Here is a 14,686-nt window from a genome sequence, read left to right as displayed (position 1 = left end):
AACTTGAGCAGCGAAGCACTAGGGCAAATCCGCGCGTAGCCCCCGGAGTATCGTCAGATACTCTGGGTCGCTCTGCGCAAGCAGGCCATGACGGATCAGGAAATCGATAATCACCAGATTGCAATTGAGTTTGAATTCCCCCGTGTCGCGGACCAAATCGCGCACTTCCTCGACGGGCAGGCGGTAGAAGGTCTCTACCTCGCCATCCGTGCAGCGGGGCGCGAAATCCTCGGGTAACTCCAGATCGTAGCAATACATGACATCGGGCTTCAGTCCCCGTTCCGAGTCCCGGCAATACGTCACGGCGCTGACCGCCACGGCCTGATCGGCCAGCGCGCCCGACATCCCCGCCTCCTCCGCGCATTCCTTGCGAAGATTTTCAGACAGACTGAGTCCATGGGGAAGGCCGCCGGCGACCAGATTATCGAGACACCGAGGGTACAGACGACGATCCGCCGAGCGTCGACCGATCCACATCTCGATCCCGTGCGGAGTGCGCACAAACCCATTCAGATGCTGCCCGAACGCGCGTATGCCAAAAAACGGCGCGCTGGCGCGATCGATCAGACACCGCGCCTGCTCCCGATGTCCGGCGGTGACCGGATACGGCTCACCATGGAGATGACTGACTACCCCCTCCTCCGCGAGACATTGGACCACCTCCGCCAGCACAGCGGTCCGTCCCGTGAAATCAGCGGGTGCGCCGGACCAGTGCACCGCGTCGGTTGCGACTCGGAACTGCGCCGGCCAACGCCGGAGCTGCTCGGCGGCGCCCGGACGGAGACTGCCAATCCGTTCGCCATCCAGCAGAAAGGGCAGGAAGTCCCGCGGATTCCAAGTGTTGCAGGCGTGAATCTTGTCAAGGAAACTCATTGCGCCAACCCCTTGGGGTCGGCGGAGTTGCGGGATGCGGTCATCAAGAAATCTCCATCGAGGCGCTGGGCGATCGCGCCAACCCTCTACTTTGCGGATCAATCGTCTAATGTGCTGCGCAGCCCTTTCTGGCGAACGGTCGGTTCCTTCGATCCCTTTGCCGAGCTGCCGAGACGGGTCGTGAGCAGCGATCGCTTGGATGTCATCAGGCGGGACGTCAGCCGAGTCGGAGAGCTTTTCTGCCGCGGCGCCATGAACGGATCCGGGCTGGGTTGCATCGGCACCGCCCCGGAGCCATCCCCTGTCGGGACGGATCCCATGCGCGTGGGATCCAGTGGCTTCTCGATATCCGCCTGAATCGACTCAGGCATCGGCGGCTCAACACCGGGGTTGGCCGCGCCTGGATTGTTTAAACGAGCGGGAATGTCGGCTGAAGACTGGCCGCCGCCCGTCTCGCGGGTTTCCTGCGCTCCAACCGGGTCAGCGCTGGCAGAGTCGACTGGCTTCGTCGGCTGGTCACTGGCCGTGATCACCTCCCGTGCACTGATCGAGGTAACGGCCAACGCCAGGATCGAACCGGAAATTATCGCAAGTATTCGCATTTTTCATCCGTCTCGTTCAATGATTCAGTGAGCAAGGTGCAGGTCCGACTTCTCTCGGTCCCATGCCTGTACAGGATACGTGCACGTCACCGATCGCCATGAGATCTATTGTCCGACTTCTCCGCCAATGTATACAATGTCCTCAGAGATTCATTCCGAGGTTCGGTACATTGGCTCAAACCCTAGCCCGCTACTCCAAGGTACTGGAAATCGTCGGGGACATTCTGAAGGTTCGCGTGCCGCCCTCGGCGAACGAGCAGGCACGAGTCGCTTTCGACGATCTGGCGCTGGTCGAGGATCCAGGCGGATTCACCTCGCTCGCGCGCGCGATCAAGCTGGATCGCGACATGGTCTCCCTGCAAGTCTTCGCCGGTACCAAGGGCTTGTCAACGGAGGCTTCCGTGCGCTTCCTCGGGCATCCGATGCGGGTCACCTACTCGTCGAACATCCTCGGGCGCGTGTTCCGTGGCGACGGCGAGCCGCTGGATACCGGCCCCGACCTGTCGCAGGATCCCAAGCTCCCGATCGGCGGTCCCTCGGTCAATCCGGCGCGGCGGCTGCTTGCCTCCAAGATGATCCGCACCGACGTGCCCATGATCGACATCTTCAACTCGCTGGTGGAAAGTCAGAAAATCCCGATCTTCTCGGTCGCCGGCGAACCCTACAACCAACTGCTGGCGCGCATCGGCATCCAGGCCGATGCGGACATTGTCGTCTTCGGCGGGTTAGGACTGATTTTCGACGACTATCATTTTTTTCTGCGCCGCTTCGAGGACGCTGGCGTCTTCGCCCGTACCGTGATGTTCGTCAACCTGGCCTCCGATCCGGTGGTCGAACGTCTGCTGGTTCCGGACATGGCGCTCGCGGTGGCCGAAAAGTTCGCGGTCGAGGAAGGCAAGCGGGTGCTGGTGCTGCTCACCGACATGACCGCCTATGCCGACGCCATGAAGGAGGTCGGCATCGCCATGGAGGCCGTGCCTTCCAACCGCGGCTACATGGGCGATCTCTATTCGCAACTGGCGCGCCGCTACGAGAAGGCCGCCGACTATAAAGATGGCGGTTCGCTGACCATTCTCACCGTCACTACCATGCCGGGCGACGACGTGACCCATCCGGTTCCGGACAACACCGGCTATATCACCGAGGGTCAATTTTATCTGCACAATGGCGAGTTGGACCCCTTCGGTTCGCTATCGCGCCTGAAACAGCATGTGATCGGCAAGGTCACCCGCGAGGACCACGGCCAGATCATGAACACCATGATCCGCTTCTATTCCAGCGCCCGGGATGCCGAACAGAAACAGGCGATGGCCTTCGAGCTATCGGATTTCGATCTCCAACTGCTCAAGTTCGGACAACTCTTCCGCGAGCGCTTCATGAGCATCGAGATCAGTCTGCCGCTCGAAAAGGCCCTGGATCTCTGCTGGCAGACCCTGGCCGAGTGCTTCGAGCCCGAGACACTACTGATGAAAGAAGCGTTGATCGAAAAATACTTCCCGAAACTCGACGCCGAGCTGTCGAACATGGCGGCATAGCCGCCGAATCGGCGATTGCCCCTGTCGGTTCCCGTGACCGTTGCCTGGCCATGGCCGGAAACGGCGCACAATGACCGACGAGTCCGCGCGACCGAAACACCCCACAATACCCTTTCACGCTGTTTTTTTACCCGTCAGCCCCCAGTTAAGCGACGATAGACAGCTTGACGACCCGTCGAGGAAGTAACCCATGGAGCAAGCGCTCGAACCCAACTGCCGTGCAACCCTCGCTGGCACGGATATCGCCGACGTACAGGGGAGCGCCGATACCCGCCGCATTGCCATCGACAAGGTCGGTATCAAGGACATCCGCCATCCGGTACGGGTGCGTGAACGCGGCGGTGCCGAACAGCACACGGTCGCGAACTTCAACATGTATGTGTACCTCCCGCACGACTTCAAGGGCACGCACATGTCGCGCTTCGTGCAGATCCTGAACAACCACGAGCGCGAGATCAGCGTCGACTCGTTCAAGGACATGCTCACCGAGATGTCGCAACTCCTGGAGTCCGAGGCCGGACATATCGAGATGCGCTTTCCCTACTTCGTCAATAAAAAGGCACCGGTCTCGGGGGTCGAAAGCCTGCTCGATTACGACGTCACCTTTATCGGCGAGATCCGCCACGGTCAGCCGACCCTGGAGATCAAGGTACTGGTTCCGGTCACCAGCCTTTGTCCCTGTTCCAAAAAAATCTCGGCCTATGGCGCGCACAATCAACGCTCCCATGTGACGGTTCAGGTGCGCACTCAGGGCTTCATCTGGCTCGAAGAGATCATCGAGATGATCGAACGGGAGGCATCCTCCGAACTTTTCGGCCTGCTGAAACGGCCCGACGAGAAGTACGTCACCGAACGCGCCTACAACAATCCCAAATTTGTCGAGGACATGGTGCGCGACGTTGCCAAGTGTCTGAACGAAGACGCACGCATCGCGGCCTATGTCGTGGAAGCGGAGAATTTCGAGTCCATCCACAACCATTCGGCCTATGCCCTGATCGAACGGGACAAGACGCGCGAGTCCAACGTCGCTGGGACAGCGCGCTGAGCGAACTTTCGCCGGATTGCCTGCTGCTACATGGCTTCACCGGCTGCGCGGAGGACTGGCGAACGCTGATCGGCCAGGATCGCGCCCGGCTAGCAATCGATCTCCCCGGTCACGGCCGCAGGGGCGATCCGCGCGGAACCTTTCGCGACGAGATTCATGCCCTTCTCCAGGAACTGCCAACCAGCATCGAGCGTGTGGTCGGTTACTCGTTCGGTGGACGGATCGCGCTGGGGCTTATCCAGGCCGCCCCGGAACGCTTCCGTGCCGCGACCATCCTTTCCGCCCATCCGGGACTCACGGATCCCCGGCTCCGAGAACAGCGACGCGAGGCCGATCGGCTGTGGATTCGACTCCTGCGGACGCAGGGGATCGAGGCCTTCGTCCAGGGCTGGGAGAAGCTCCCGCTCTTTGCCACCCAAGATCATCTGCCGCGCTCGGTCCTTGACCGACAGCGGGCATGCCGCCTGAACCAACGGGCCGAGGGTCTGGCGAGTTGCCTGGAACGGCTGGGATTGGCGGAGATGCCCAGCACCTGGGATGATCTGATACGTTTTCCGGGACAGTTGCGCTGGATCGTGGGCGGAGAAGACAGCAAATTTCTGCGCATCGCGCGTCAGGTCGCGGAACGCCGTCCGACAACCGATCTGAGAGTCTTGGAGGGTATCGGCCACAATCCGCTGCTGGAATCTCCCGATCTTCTGGCCGATCTCTTATAATTTTTTGTGATCGTTCTTCATCAAGCCGAACACCAACCGACGAGAAACCCGATCATGCAAGGCAATAACAACGTACCGCGCGCCGAACATCGCCAAACCGCGACTGACTATCTTCAGGCCGAGGACAATAACCCGCGCATCCTGATCGCCGAATGGGGATTCAAGGTGCTGTTCCGATTTTTCAGTCTCGCGGCAACGCTCCTGGGCATGCTGACCTCACCCAAGGATCGCGCCTAAGCCGCGTCTTGAGACGCGAGGCGTTTGCCCACTCAAGCCATCGCATCGGGACCATGAGCTTTTTCATCGAACCGACCGCTTACGAAAAAACGCTCCTCTCCGATCTCCAGGGTGCCTGGGAATGTTTGCGGGCGACGCTCGTCGAGCAGGCCGGTTTCGCAGGTTGGGATAAACTGCTGTTTCACACCGACGAAGCAATGAGTTGGGAGACGGTGCGCCATCTGGAACGGATGGCGCCGCTCGTGACGTTGATCCGAAATCTCGCGATCCAAGGCCAGGCACCCGCGCAAATCATCGATGAAATCGACGAGATTGCCGACATTCTTGCCGAGGTTTTGTCGGTTTCGTGAGCGAACCCTTCATCAAGAGCAAAGCAACCCATGGTTAACCACTCCATCTCTGGCGCGGGCTATCTGTTCGAGGGCCTCCGGCTCATTGCCCGCCCCGGACTGCGGCGCTTCGTGCTGATTCCGCTGCTGGTCAACATCCTGGTGTTCTCCGGCGCCCTCTATGTCGGCGTCACCCAGTTCGAGCGGCTCATGGGAAGCCTGGAAGCCAGCGTGCCGAGTTGGCTGAGCTGGCTCGACTGGATCCTCTGGCCGGTCTTCGTTCTGCTGCTGCTCGTGCTGGTGTTTTACGGCTTCAGCCTGGTCGCCAACCTGATTGCCTCGCCATTCAACAGTCTGCTGGCCGAAAAGGTCGAACTGGTCCTGACTGGCCAGCCGTTGGAGCAGGAGAACGATTATGCACGGCTACTCGCGGAGTTGATTCCGACCCTTCTCGACGAGCTCGGGAAGATTGTCTATGCCCTGCTTTGGGCGATCCCCTTTCTGCTTCTGCTGTTCGTTCCCGTGATCGGACCTGTTTTGTGGTTTCTCTATACTGCCTGGATTTTAGTCGTCCAGTACAGCGACTACCCCATGGGGAATCACGGTCTGAAATTCCGCGAGATGCGCCGCCGGCTGCGCGGACGACGGACGCTCAGCCTGAGCTTCGGCGCCGCAGCGGCGGGCATGGGCATGATCCCCGTGCTCAATTTTCTGCTGATGCCGAGCGCGGTCGCGGGCGCGACCGCCATGTGGGTGCGCGAGTTCAAGGATGCGACCAACTATCAGGGACCCCATGAGTCCAAGGTCGCGACCCGCTATGTCCTGCTGGCGATCAATCATCTTTCGGGGCGGATCAGCGGTGAGATTCTCGCCGGACCCTTGCAGGGCCAGGCGCTTGAACAAACCGCGACCGAGGATCTGCTGGAACTGCTGCGTACCTGTTATCTCACGGACGCAGAATCGGCCGAGGCATTGGAGGTGTATCTGTCGCGCGAACGCGGCCATCGGATCGACGAACCGCCGCCAAGACATCGGCCCGAAGCCGCGCCCCAACCTCAAGCATCCCCCATGGACGGCCATGAGGCGCGCGCCATCCTGGGGATTGCTCTGGAAGCCGGGCCAGTGGAAATCAAGACCGCGCATCGGCGGCTGATGCAACGACTACATCCGGATCGCGGCGGGTCGGATTATCTGGCCGCGAAAGTCAACGAGGCCAAGCAGGTTTTGATGAGTTAAGTCGTCGTCAACACCGTCCGATTGCGCCCCATTTCCTTGGCGCGGTAGAGCATTTTGTCGGCCCTTTCCAGCAGACTCTCGGGCGAGTCGGCGTCGACCAGGGGTTCCGCCGTGGTTCCGCCGATGCTGACGCTCACCACCGATGCGGCGCTCGAAAAGGCGTGAGGGATGTTCAGTTGCACGATGTTTTCGCGCAGTCGTTCGCCCAGTGCATAGGCGGCGGCGCTGTCGATCATGGGCAGAATGACGACAAACTCTTCTCCGCCGTAGCGGGTGACCAGATCCCCTGGCCGGGACAGGCTGTTCATTAAGGACGAGGCGACCTGGCGCAGACAGACATCGCCCGCGCCATGCCCATAGTGATCGTTGTAATCCTTGAAATGATCGATATCGACGATCAGGATCGAGAGCGGCATGCCCTCGCGCGCCGCGCGCTTCAATTCCATCTCGAAGGTGGTCGCCAACTGGCGGCGGTTCGCCAGGCCCGTGAGCTGATCGATGTGCGACAGTCTTTCCAGCGCGTCGGCCTGTCGCTTGAGTCGCAGGTGGGTGCGGATGCGCGCCTTCACGATGGGAACCGAAAACGGCTTGGTGATGTAATCCACGCAGCCCAGGTTAAATCCCAGCTCCTGATCCTCGTCCGTATCCCGGGCCGTGATGAAAATCACCGGGATGAACTCGGTGACCGGATCGCTTTTCAGGCGCCGGCACACCTCGTAGCCATCCATGTCCGGCATCATCACATCCAGCAGGATCAGATCGGGCTGGGGCTCAAGCCGCGCGCCTTGCAGCGCGTCCTCGCCACGGCTGGCGACCTTGACCCGGTAGTCCTGCCGCAGCGCACTGGCGAGCAGTTTGATATTGGTCGGTACGTCGTCGACGATCAATACAACGGGAATCGTCTCATTGGCTGTCATCATCGGTGTCCATGGATCCCTGCTTGCGATGAATCAACTGTTCCAGACATGCTCTCGCCTTCCGGTAGTCGATCTGATCAACCTGGCGTCTGAAGGCGCGGTAGAGCGCCGCGTCGCGGGCTGGCACCGTCGCCTCCAGTTCCTCCAGCAGCTGATCGGGGATCAAGTCCATCCCAATCAGCAGCGCCTTGATTCGGCTCGCCAGTTCCACCAGCGCCTCGGAGGACGCGTCCGTCGCGTCGGCGGATGGCGGCTCGTCGGTGAGTGCCGCGATCTGGTCCAATGCTCGGGCATACGCCTGACGCAACGCTTCCAGCGCGGGTGTCGGATCATTCCCCTCTCCGAGAGCGGTGTCAAGCCGCTCCGCCGCCGCCGCCAGTTCGATGGCGCCGACATTGCCGGAGACGCCCTTGAGCTGATGCAGACGTTGACAGGTCCGCTGAAGATCACCGGCGGCGAGCGCGCCCCCGATCCCGTCCAGATCGTCGCGAATCGTCTCGGCGAACTGGCGCAGCAGATCGATCACGGACGCTCGATCCTCCAAGATGATCGCGAGATCGGTGAGATCGAATCCGGGCAACACGGGCATCCAAGGCGCGGCCGGGGTGTCGAAGGCACCGAGGTCGCTCGCGTCCGGCCCGAGGATCCAGCGCGCGAGCGTCGTCAGCAGTTCGTCGGGATGGATCGGCTTGCCGATGAAATCGTTCATTCCGCTGTCCATCGCCTGCTGGCGTTCCCCGGCGGTCACGCCCGCGGTCAAGGCAATCACCGGCAACGCCGCCAGCGATGCGTTCTCGCGAATCCGCCGGGTGGCGGTCAGCCCATCCATCTCCGGCATCTGCACGTTCATCAGGACGGCATCGAAGCGTTCGCTCGCCAGCCGGTCCAGCGCCGCCTCACCATGCTCGGCCAAGGCGACCTCGATGCCCGAACGCTCCAGCAATTGCCGGGTGATTCGCTGGTTGACGGGGTCGTTTTCAGCGATCAAGACCCGCGCGCCCGCCAGCGGGTGACGGCGCTCCGCGCCAGTCCAGCCGCTCCAGGGCGGCGTCTCCTGGTCGGACGCGGGCGCGGCGGCCCGTTCCAGCGTCAAGTCAAACGCGAAGACGCTTCCGATGCCGGAACTGCTTTCAACCTCGAACTGGCCGCCCATCAAGGACAGTAGTTGACGACTGATGACCAGCCCCAGGCCGGTGCCGCCGAAGCGTCGCGAGATCGATCCGTCGGCTTGGGCGAAGGGCCGGAAAAGACCGGACAGCGTTTCCGGCGACATCCCGATCCCGCTGTCTTCCACCCGCCAGCGCAACCGGGCCTGCGTCTCGTCGACCGCAAGCGCGGTGATCCGCAGCAAAACCCCGCCCTGCTCCGTGAACTTGATGGCGTTGCCCAGCAGGTTGGCGAGCACCTGTTGCAGACGCAGTGCGTCTCCGATCAAACGACGGGGAACCTGGGGCGCGACCTCGATCCGAAAAGCGAGCGCCTTTTCCTCGGCGGCGAAGGCAAACAACGCCTGGAGCGTTTTCAGCAATTCGTCCAGATCGAAGTCGGCCTGCTCGATGGTCATCCGCTCCGCCTCGATCTTCGAGTAATCGAGAAGATCGTTCAGAATCCGCAGCAGACTCCGCGACGAGCGGTGAATCGTCTCCAGATCGTCGCGCACGTCGGGAGACAAGGCTTTATCCAGCGCCAGTTGGGACAAGCCGATGATCGCATTCATCGGCGTGCGGATTTCATGGCTCATGTTGGCCAGGAATTCGGATTTGATCCGCGCCGATTCCTCGGCCAGTTCGCGCGCCCGCTTGAGTTCGGACACGTCATGGAAAGTCGCCAGATGTACGTCCTCGAAGGATTGACCCGGCAGCGCGGCCCGGGCGATGACCACCGTGCGGATCAGGCCATCTTTGCAGCGGACGTTCAGTTCCATCGGCTCGAACGATCCGCCTTCGCACTGAATCCTTGCCAGACCTTCGGACAGGAGATTTTCGATCCAGTGGCGATAATTCGGATCGGGATAGGCCAGGCGCCGCCAATCCGCCCAGGTCGGAATGTCTTCCAGCGTATAGCCGAAGGTCGCGACGAAGGCCGGATTCAGATAGGTGATGTCGCGCATCGCATAGCCGATGGCCAGGGGCACCGGCGAGGCGTCGATAATGGCGCGCGTTTTCGCCTCGCTCTCGCGCAATTCCACTTCGGCCCGCCGGCGTTCCGTAATGTCCCGATTCACCCCGATCATCCGGCGGGGTCTGCCCGCCGCATCCCGGATCGCTTTGCCGGAGGCCGCGAGAAAGCGTAGTGTGCCATCCGGCCAGACGATGCGGAATGACTCCCGAAACAGATCGCCTTCTTGCCGCGCGCGTTCGAGACTCGCCTCGGTTCGAGTCAGATCCTCGGGATGTACCCAGCCCCGCCAGTCCGCATAAGAAACGACGCCATCTTCCTCCCGCCGGCCATAAAGGGCGTACATTCGCGCATCCCAGATCAGATGGTTGTCGCCGAAGTCCCACTCCCACACCCCGATGCCGCCGGACTCGGTCGCCAGTCGCAGGCGTTCGGCAAGTTGACGCTGCGTCTCTTCCGCCCACTTGCGCTCCGTGATATCCACGAAGGCGATAACCACCCCATAGTCGGGATGATTGGAGGGCATGGCACTGACCGAGATCCAGGTGACACCCTCGGGTTGGACGATGCCCATTTCGACGTCGCGCACCGTTCGCTGTTCGACCATCGCGCGGACGCTGGCGTATTCCTCCGCTGGCATCGGCGAACCGTCCGGGCGAATGATCGCCCATTCCCTGCCGTCATAATCCCGCTGGAGATGTTCGTCCCGCGTGATGCCCAGCAGGGTTTCCGAGGCCCGGTTGCAATCGACGATATGCCCCGAGGGATCGGTGATGGAGATCCCCATCGGCACCAGATCGTAGACGGTCCGCAGCATGGTCTCGGACGCGAGCAGCGCCGCCTCGATCCTCCGACGCTCGGTGATGTCATGCACGATCGAATGCAGGAGGGTGCGCCCGCCGACGGTCACCGGGCCGGAATAGACTTCCACGTCGCGGAGATCGCCGCAGGCCAGGCGATGCTTGAATTGGAAATACCGTTTGGCTCCGCTCACGGCCTGTGCCATTCCGCGGACCATCGACTTGGCGGGCAGCGGATTGATGTCCGTGATGGAGAGCGACAGGAGCCGCTCGCGCGGATACCCGTAGAATGCGACCGCCGCCGAATTGGCATCGACGATCCGTCCGGTTTCCGGATCGACCATCAGCTTGATCGCGCTGTTGACCTCGAACGCCTGACGGTAGCGCGCCTCGCTCTCCGACAGCTCGCGGGTCAGCTCGGCGGTGATCCGCAGGGCGCGCGCGCGACCGTGGACCAGAAGCCAGACCACCAGGGTCAGGGCGATCGTCCCAACGCCGCCGAGGATCGCGAGATAGGTTGCCCGCTCACTCGGTTGTCTTGCGTCGAAACCGGGCAGCGAGCGAATCACGACGAACCAACGATGCCCGGCGATCTCGATCTCCCGCTCGACGCGAAAGGCCGCCCGGTCAGTCGTTTTTTCGAGATCGGAAGCGAACAGCAGAGCCATCGGCGCAGACGAGTCTCCATCATGGATGGCCAGGCTCATGGAGCGACCCATGTCCTCGTAGTGATCCTTGAGAATGCCCCGCATCAGATCGTTCATGCGAAACGGCGCATAGACCCAACCCAAGAGGTGACGCCGGCGTTCGTCCGGGGTCGCCTGCGGCGCGTGTTTGACGTACAGCGGCACGTACATCAGAAAACCGGCCTGAACGTCCTGTTCCGTCTCCTGCACCAGCGTGACCTTGCCGGAGATCGCCAGTTCGCCCCGATCCCGCGCGCGTTCCATGGCCGCCCGCCGCACCGGCTCCGAATACATGTCATAGCCGAAAGCGCGGAGATTGCGGTCGGCGAAGGGTTCCAGATAGAGGATCGAGGTCCAGTCTTCGCGGTCGTTCTCGGGCCAGATCCGATACTCCGGGAACCCTTCCCGGCGGACCCGGTCGAGATGCGCGGCCTTCTCGTGAGCCGGAATCCAGCGCGCGAAACCGATGCCCTGGATGCCCGGATAACGCTGCTGCAAATTCAGCGCGTTGACATACTCCCGAAACTCCTCGCGCGTGACCGTCTCGGAGGCATTGAACAGGCCCGCCGTGCCCCGCAGGATCTCTTCGTAGCGACTCAGACGATCCTGAATGCCGTCCAGGATCTCGTCGGCGCGATATTCAAATTCCGCCTGGAGTTGCTCCAGGGCATCCTGCCGCGCGTTGAACCAGCTCGCGTAAGCGACGACAAGACCGGCGACCAGCACGAGCCAGGGCAGGAGCCGAGTGAGCAGGAAGCGATCACGCCACATGATGGATCGTCCGTGCGCGGAGATGAGCGTTGGATTTACGCCGCCGCCAATGCCTGCTCCAGATCGGCCACGATGTCGTCGAGATGCTCGATGCCGATGGACAGCCGGATCAGATCCTCCGAGACCCCCGCGCGCGCCAGCTCCTCCGGCGCGAGCTGGCGGTGCGTGGTGGTGGCCGGATGGCAGGCGAGCGTTTTGGCGTCGCCGATATTGACCAGACGCACCGTGAGCTTGAGCGCGTCGATGAAGCGCGCGCCGGCCTCGATGCCGCCCTTGATGCCGAACGACAGAATGGAACTCGCCTTGGCGCCGTCCATGTATTTCTGGATCAGCGGATAATCCGGGCTGTCGGGCAGTCCGGCGTAGCGCACCCAGCCCACTTTGGGATGATCCTTGAGGAAATTGGCCACCGCGACGGCATTCTCGCAATGGCGATCCATGCGGACATGAATGGTCTCGATCCCCTGAAGGATCAGAAAGCTGTTAAAGGGCGAGATCGTGGCGCCCATGTTGCGCAGCGGCACCACGCGGGCGCGGCCGATAAAGGCCGCCGGGCCGAATGCCTCGGGATAAACCACGCCGTGATAGGAGATATCCGGCTGATTGAGCAGCGGAAAACGCTCGGCATGCTCGGTCCAGGGGAATTTGCCCGAATCCACCAGCGCGCCGGCGAGGGTGGTGCCGTGACCGCCCATGTACTTGGTCAGGGCATGCACCACGATATCTGCGCCATGCTCGAAGGGACGGCAGAGATAAGGCGTAGGCACCGTGTTATCGACGATGAGCGGCACGCCATGCGCGTGGGCCATGTCGGCGATCGCCTGGATGTCGGCGACATTGCCGGCCGGGTTGCCGATGGATTCGCAGAAGACCGCGCGGGTGTGGGCGTCGATCTGGGCGTCCATCCCGGCGATGTCGTTGGGTGCCGCAAACCGCACCTGAATACCGAGCCGTGGCAGGGTGTGGGCAAACAGGTTGTAGGTTCCGCCATAAAGCGTCGAGACCGCGACGATGTTGTCGCCGGCCTGGGCGAGGGTCAGGAGCGCGGCGGTCACGGCGGCCATGCCCGAGGCTAGCGCCAGCGCGCCAACGCCGCCTTCCAGCGCCGCGACCCGCTGTTCCAGCACATCGCTGGTGGGATTCATCATGCGGGTATAGATGTTGCCCGCGACCTTCAGATCGAACAGATCGGCCCCGTGCTGGGTGTCGTCGAAGGCGTAACTGGTGGTCTGATAGATGGGCGTGGCAACCGACTTGGTCGTCGGGTCCGGCGCGAAGCCGGCATGGATGGCGAGGGTTTCGATCTTCATGGCGATTCCTGTGGTGGTCATGTCGTTATCCCGGTCTCGGCGGCGGCTTCGCGTGCCAACGAACCTGCCGGATCTTAGCCATGGAAGCCGGACCTGTCGATGCAGGCACCGCCCCCGGCTGGCCGGTCTGCGGGACGTCGAGCATCGTTTCGGCCATCGCTCGTTGTCGTTGATCCGATTACGACAACGACAACGACAACGACAACGACAACGACAACGACAACGGTAACGACAACGGTAACGACAAATCAGACATCGCGACAATCCCCGTGTCGGCTCGCAACACGGGGACATTCACTCAGGTCACCTCAGACTCAATCCAGCGACTGATAATAATCCATCAGGATTTGGGCCACCTCCGGTCGCGAGAACTCCGGCGGCGGCGCCACCCCGCTGCCGAGCAGTTCGCGCACCCTGGTGCCGGAGAGCAGAACGAAGTCATCCTTGGTATGATCCGGCGCCTCGCACATCATCACAACTCGGTTGAGCTTCTTCGAGTAAGCAGTGTGATCCGCCTTGAAAATCTCGATCTGCATCGCACCCGACGGAACTTCTTCCTCGAAGATTACCTGAGCATCGAATGCCCCATAATAATCACCCACGCCAGCATGGTCGCGGCCGACGATGAAGTGGGTCGCACCCATATTCTGTCGGAAATAGGCATGCAGCACCGCCTCGCGAGGCCCGGCATAGAGCATGTCGAAGCCATAGCCGGTCACCATGGCGCTGTTGGGCGGGAAATAGAGTTCGACCATTTTGCGAATCGCGGCGTCGCGAACCGGGGCGGGGATGTCGCCCGGCTTCAACTTCCCGAGGAGCATATGAATGACCAAACCGTCGCAATCGAGACGCTCCATGGCCATGTGGCAAAGTTCTTCGTGGGCAAGGTGCATGGGATTCCGAGTCTGGAAGGCCACCACGCGCTGCCAGCCGTGCTCCGCGATCTCGTTTCTGATTTCGACCGCGGTCCGGAAGGTATCCGGGAAATCGTCCTGAAAATAGGAGAAATTCAGCACCTGGATCGGGCCGGACACGGCATGTCGCCCCTGGCTGTTGAAGGCCGCCACTCCAGGATGCGCTGGATCCAAGGTGCGATAGACCTTCTCGGTCATCAGGTTCATCTGAGCGTCGGAGATCTGCTCGATGGCCGCGACATCCATGATGGCCAGCACCGGATTCCCCGCGACGTTCGGATCGCGCAGGGCAATCCGCCGGGCATCGCCGATGGCCGCGACACTTTCCAGCAGGCAGAGGATCGGCACCGGGAAAAAGAGACCGTCGGTCATGCGCATGGTGTTGGCCACGCTGACGGCATCCGCTACATTCATGAATCCAGCGAGCGGACTGAAGTAACCGCCGCCCATCATGACGGCATTGCCGGCGGCCTGTGAACTGATGATGACCGATGGCAGGGTTTCAGCCTCGCTCATCAGTGCGTGGTGGCTGTCCGGGTCGTAGACAAAAAGTGGTTTCAAGGTCTCGGAACCCACGGGTTTGATCATCGCCTGTCT

Annotated in this window: 12 protein-coding genes; 6 read left to right on the top strand and 6 right to left on the bottom strand. The window is 61.8% G+C overall.

Annotated features, from left to right (window positions below; translation table 11 throughout):
• Nucleotides 1-18 precede the first annotated feature (18 nt).
• Both CCR95_RS12975 and CCR95_RS12970 read right to left on the bottom strand, forming a co-directional pair.
• Complete coding sequence (locus CCR95_RS12975; RefSeq protein WP_201094972.1) at nucleotides 19-873, bottom strand: DUF4743 domain-containing protein; 855 nt, start codon at nucleotides 871-873, stop codon at nucleotides 19-21.
• Between the two features lie 98 nt (nucleotides 874-971).
• On the bottom strand, nucleotides 972-1,475 hold the full coding sequence (locus CCR95_RS12970) for a hypothetical protein (protein ID WP_201094971.1): 504 nt from the start codon (nucleotides 1,473-1,475) through the stop codon (nucleotides 972-974).
• Between the two features lie 170 nt (nucleotides 1,476-1,645).
• On the opposite strand from CCR95_RS12970, the gene CCR95_RS12965 reads away from it, so the two are divergent.
• The 6 genes from CCR95_RS12965 (at nucleotide 1,646) to cysZ (ending at nucleotide 6,573) form a co-directional block, all read left to right on the top strand.
• Nucleotides 1,646-3,010: a V-type ATP synthase subunit B gene (locus tag CCR95_RS12965; protein WP_201094970.1), complete on the top strand. Its 1,365-nt coding sequence runs from the start codon at nucleotides 1,646-1,648 to the stop codon at nucleotides 3,008-3,010.
• 190 nt (nucleotides 3,011-3,200) lie between these two features.
• Nucleotides 3,201-4,055: a GTP cyclohydrolase FolE2 gene (gene folE2 / locus CCR95_RS12960; RefSeq protein WP_201094969.1), complete on the top strand. Its 855-nt coding sequence runs from the start codon at nucleotides 3,201-3,203 to the stop codon at nucleotides 4,053-4,055.
• Nucleotides 4,052-4,771 (top strand): alpha/beta fold hydrolase, encoded by a 720-nt coding sequence (locus tag CCR95_RS12955; protein ID WP_201095228.1) that lies wholly within the window; start codon nucleotides 4,052-4,054, stop codon nucleotides 4,769-4,771. The genes folE2 and CCR95_RS12955 overlap by 4 nt, the downstream gene beginning before the upstream one ends.
• 54 nt (nucleotides 4,772-4,825) lie before the next feature.
• On the top strand, nucleotides 4,826-5,008 hold the full coding sequence (locus tag CCR95_RS12950; RefSeq protein ID WP_201094968.1) for a hypothetical protein: 183 nt from the start codon (nucleotides 4,826-4,828) through the stop codon (nucleotides 5,006-5,008).
• 53 nt (nucleotides 5,009-5,061) lie between these two features.
• Nucleotides 5,062-5,358: a hypothetical protein gene (locus CCR95_RS12945; protein ID WP_201094967.1), complete on the top strand. Its 297-nt coding sequence runs from the start codon at nucleotides 5,062-5,064 to the stop codon at nucleotides 5,356-5,358.
• A 30-nt stretch (nucleotides 5,359-5,388) separates the two neighbouring features.
• Entirely contained in the window at nucleotides 5,389-6,573 is a 1,185-nt protein-coding gene (gene cysZ / locus CCR95_RS12940; protein WP_201094965.1) for a sulfate transporter CysZ, read from the top strand.
• On the opposite strand, the gene CCR95_RS12935 is transcribed toward cysZ, so the two are convergent.
• The 4 genes from CCR95_RS12935 to sat all read right to left on the bottom strand — a co-directional run bounded on the left by CCR95_RS12935 (nucleotide 6,570) and on the right by sat (nucleotide 14,677).
• Nucleotides 6,570-7,490 (bottom strand): diguanylate cyclase, encoded by a 921-nt coding sequence (locus CCR95_RS12935; RefSeq protein ID WP_201095226.1) that lies wholly within the window; start codon nucleotides 7,488-7,490, stop codon nucleotides 6,570-6,572. The two genes, cysZ and CCR95_RS12935, sit on opposite strands and share 4 nt — an antisense overlap.
• Nucleotides 7,477-11,865, bottom strand: coding sequence for a CHASE domain-containing protein (locus CCR95_RS12930; RefSeq protein WP_201094963.1), 4,389 nt, complete (start codon nucleotides 11,863-11,865; stop codon nucleotides 7,477-7,479). Before CCR95_RS12930 ends, CCR95_RS12935 begins: the two co-directional genes overlap by 14 nt.
• 35 nt (nucleotides 11,866-11,900) lie before the next feature.
• Entirely contained in the window at nucleotides 11,901-13,175 is a 1,275-nt protein-coding gene (locus CCR95_RS12925) for an O-acetylhomoserine aminocarboxypropyltransferase/cysteine synthase family protein (protein WP_201095221.1), read from the bottom strand.
• Between the two features lie 314 nt (nucleotides 13,176-13,489).
• A complete protein-coding gene (gene sat / locus CCR95_RS12920; RefSeq protein WP_201094954.1) occupies nucleotides 13,490-14,677 on the bottom strand; it encodes a sulfate adenylyltransferase in 1,188 nt (395 codons plus the stop codon).
• Nucleotides 14,678-14,686 lie beyond the last annotated feature (9 nt).

The organism is Thiocystis minor (assembly GCF_016653465.1).
GTDB lineage: Bacteria > Pseudomonadota > Gammaproteobacteria > Chromatiales > Chromatiaceae > Chromatium > Chromatium minus.
Note: the sequence above shows the minus strand (reverse complement) of the source record. Positions and strands in the feature narration are given on the sequence as shown.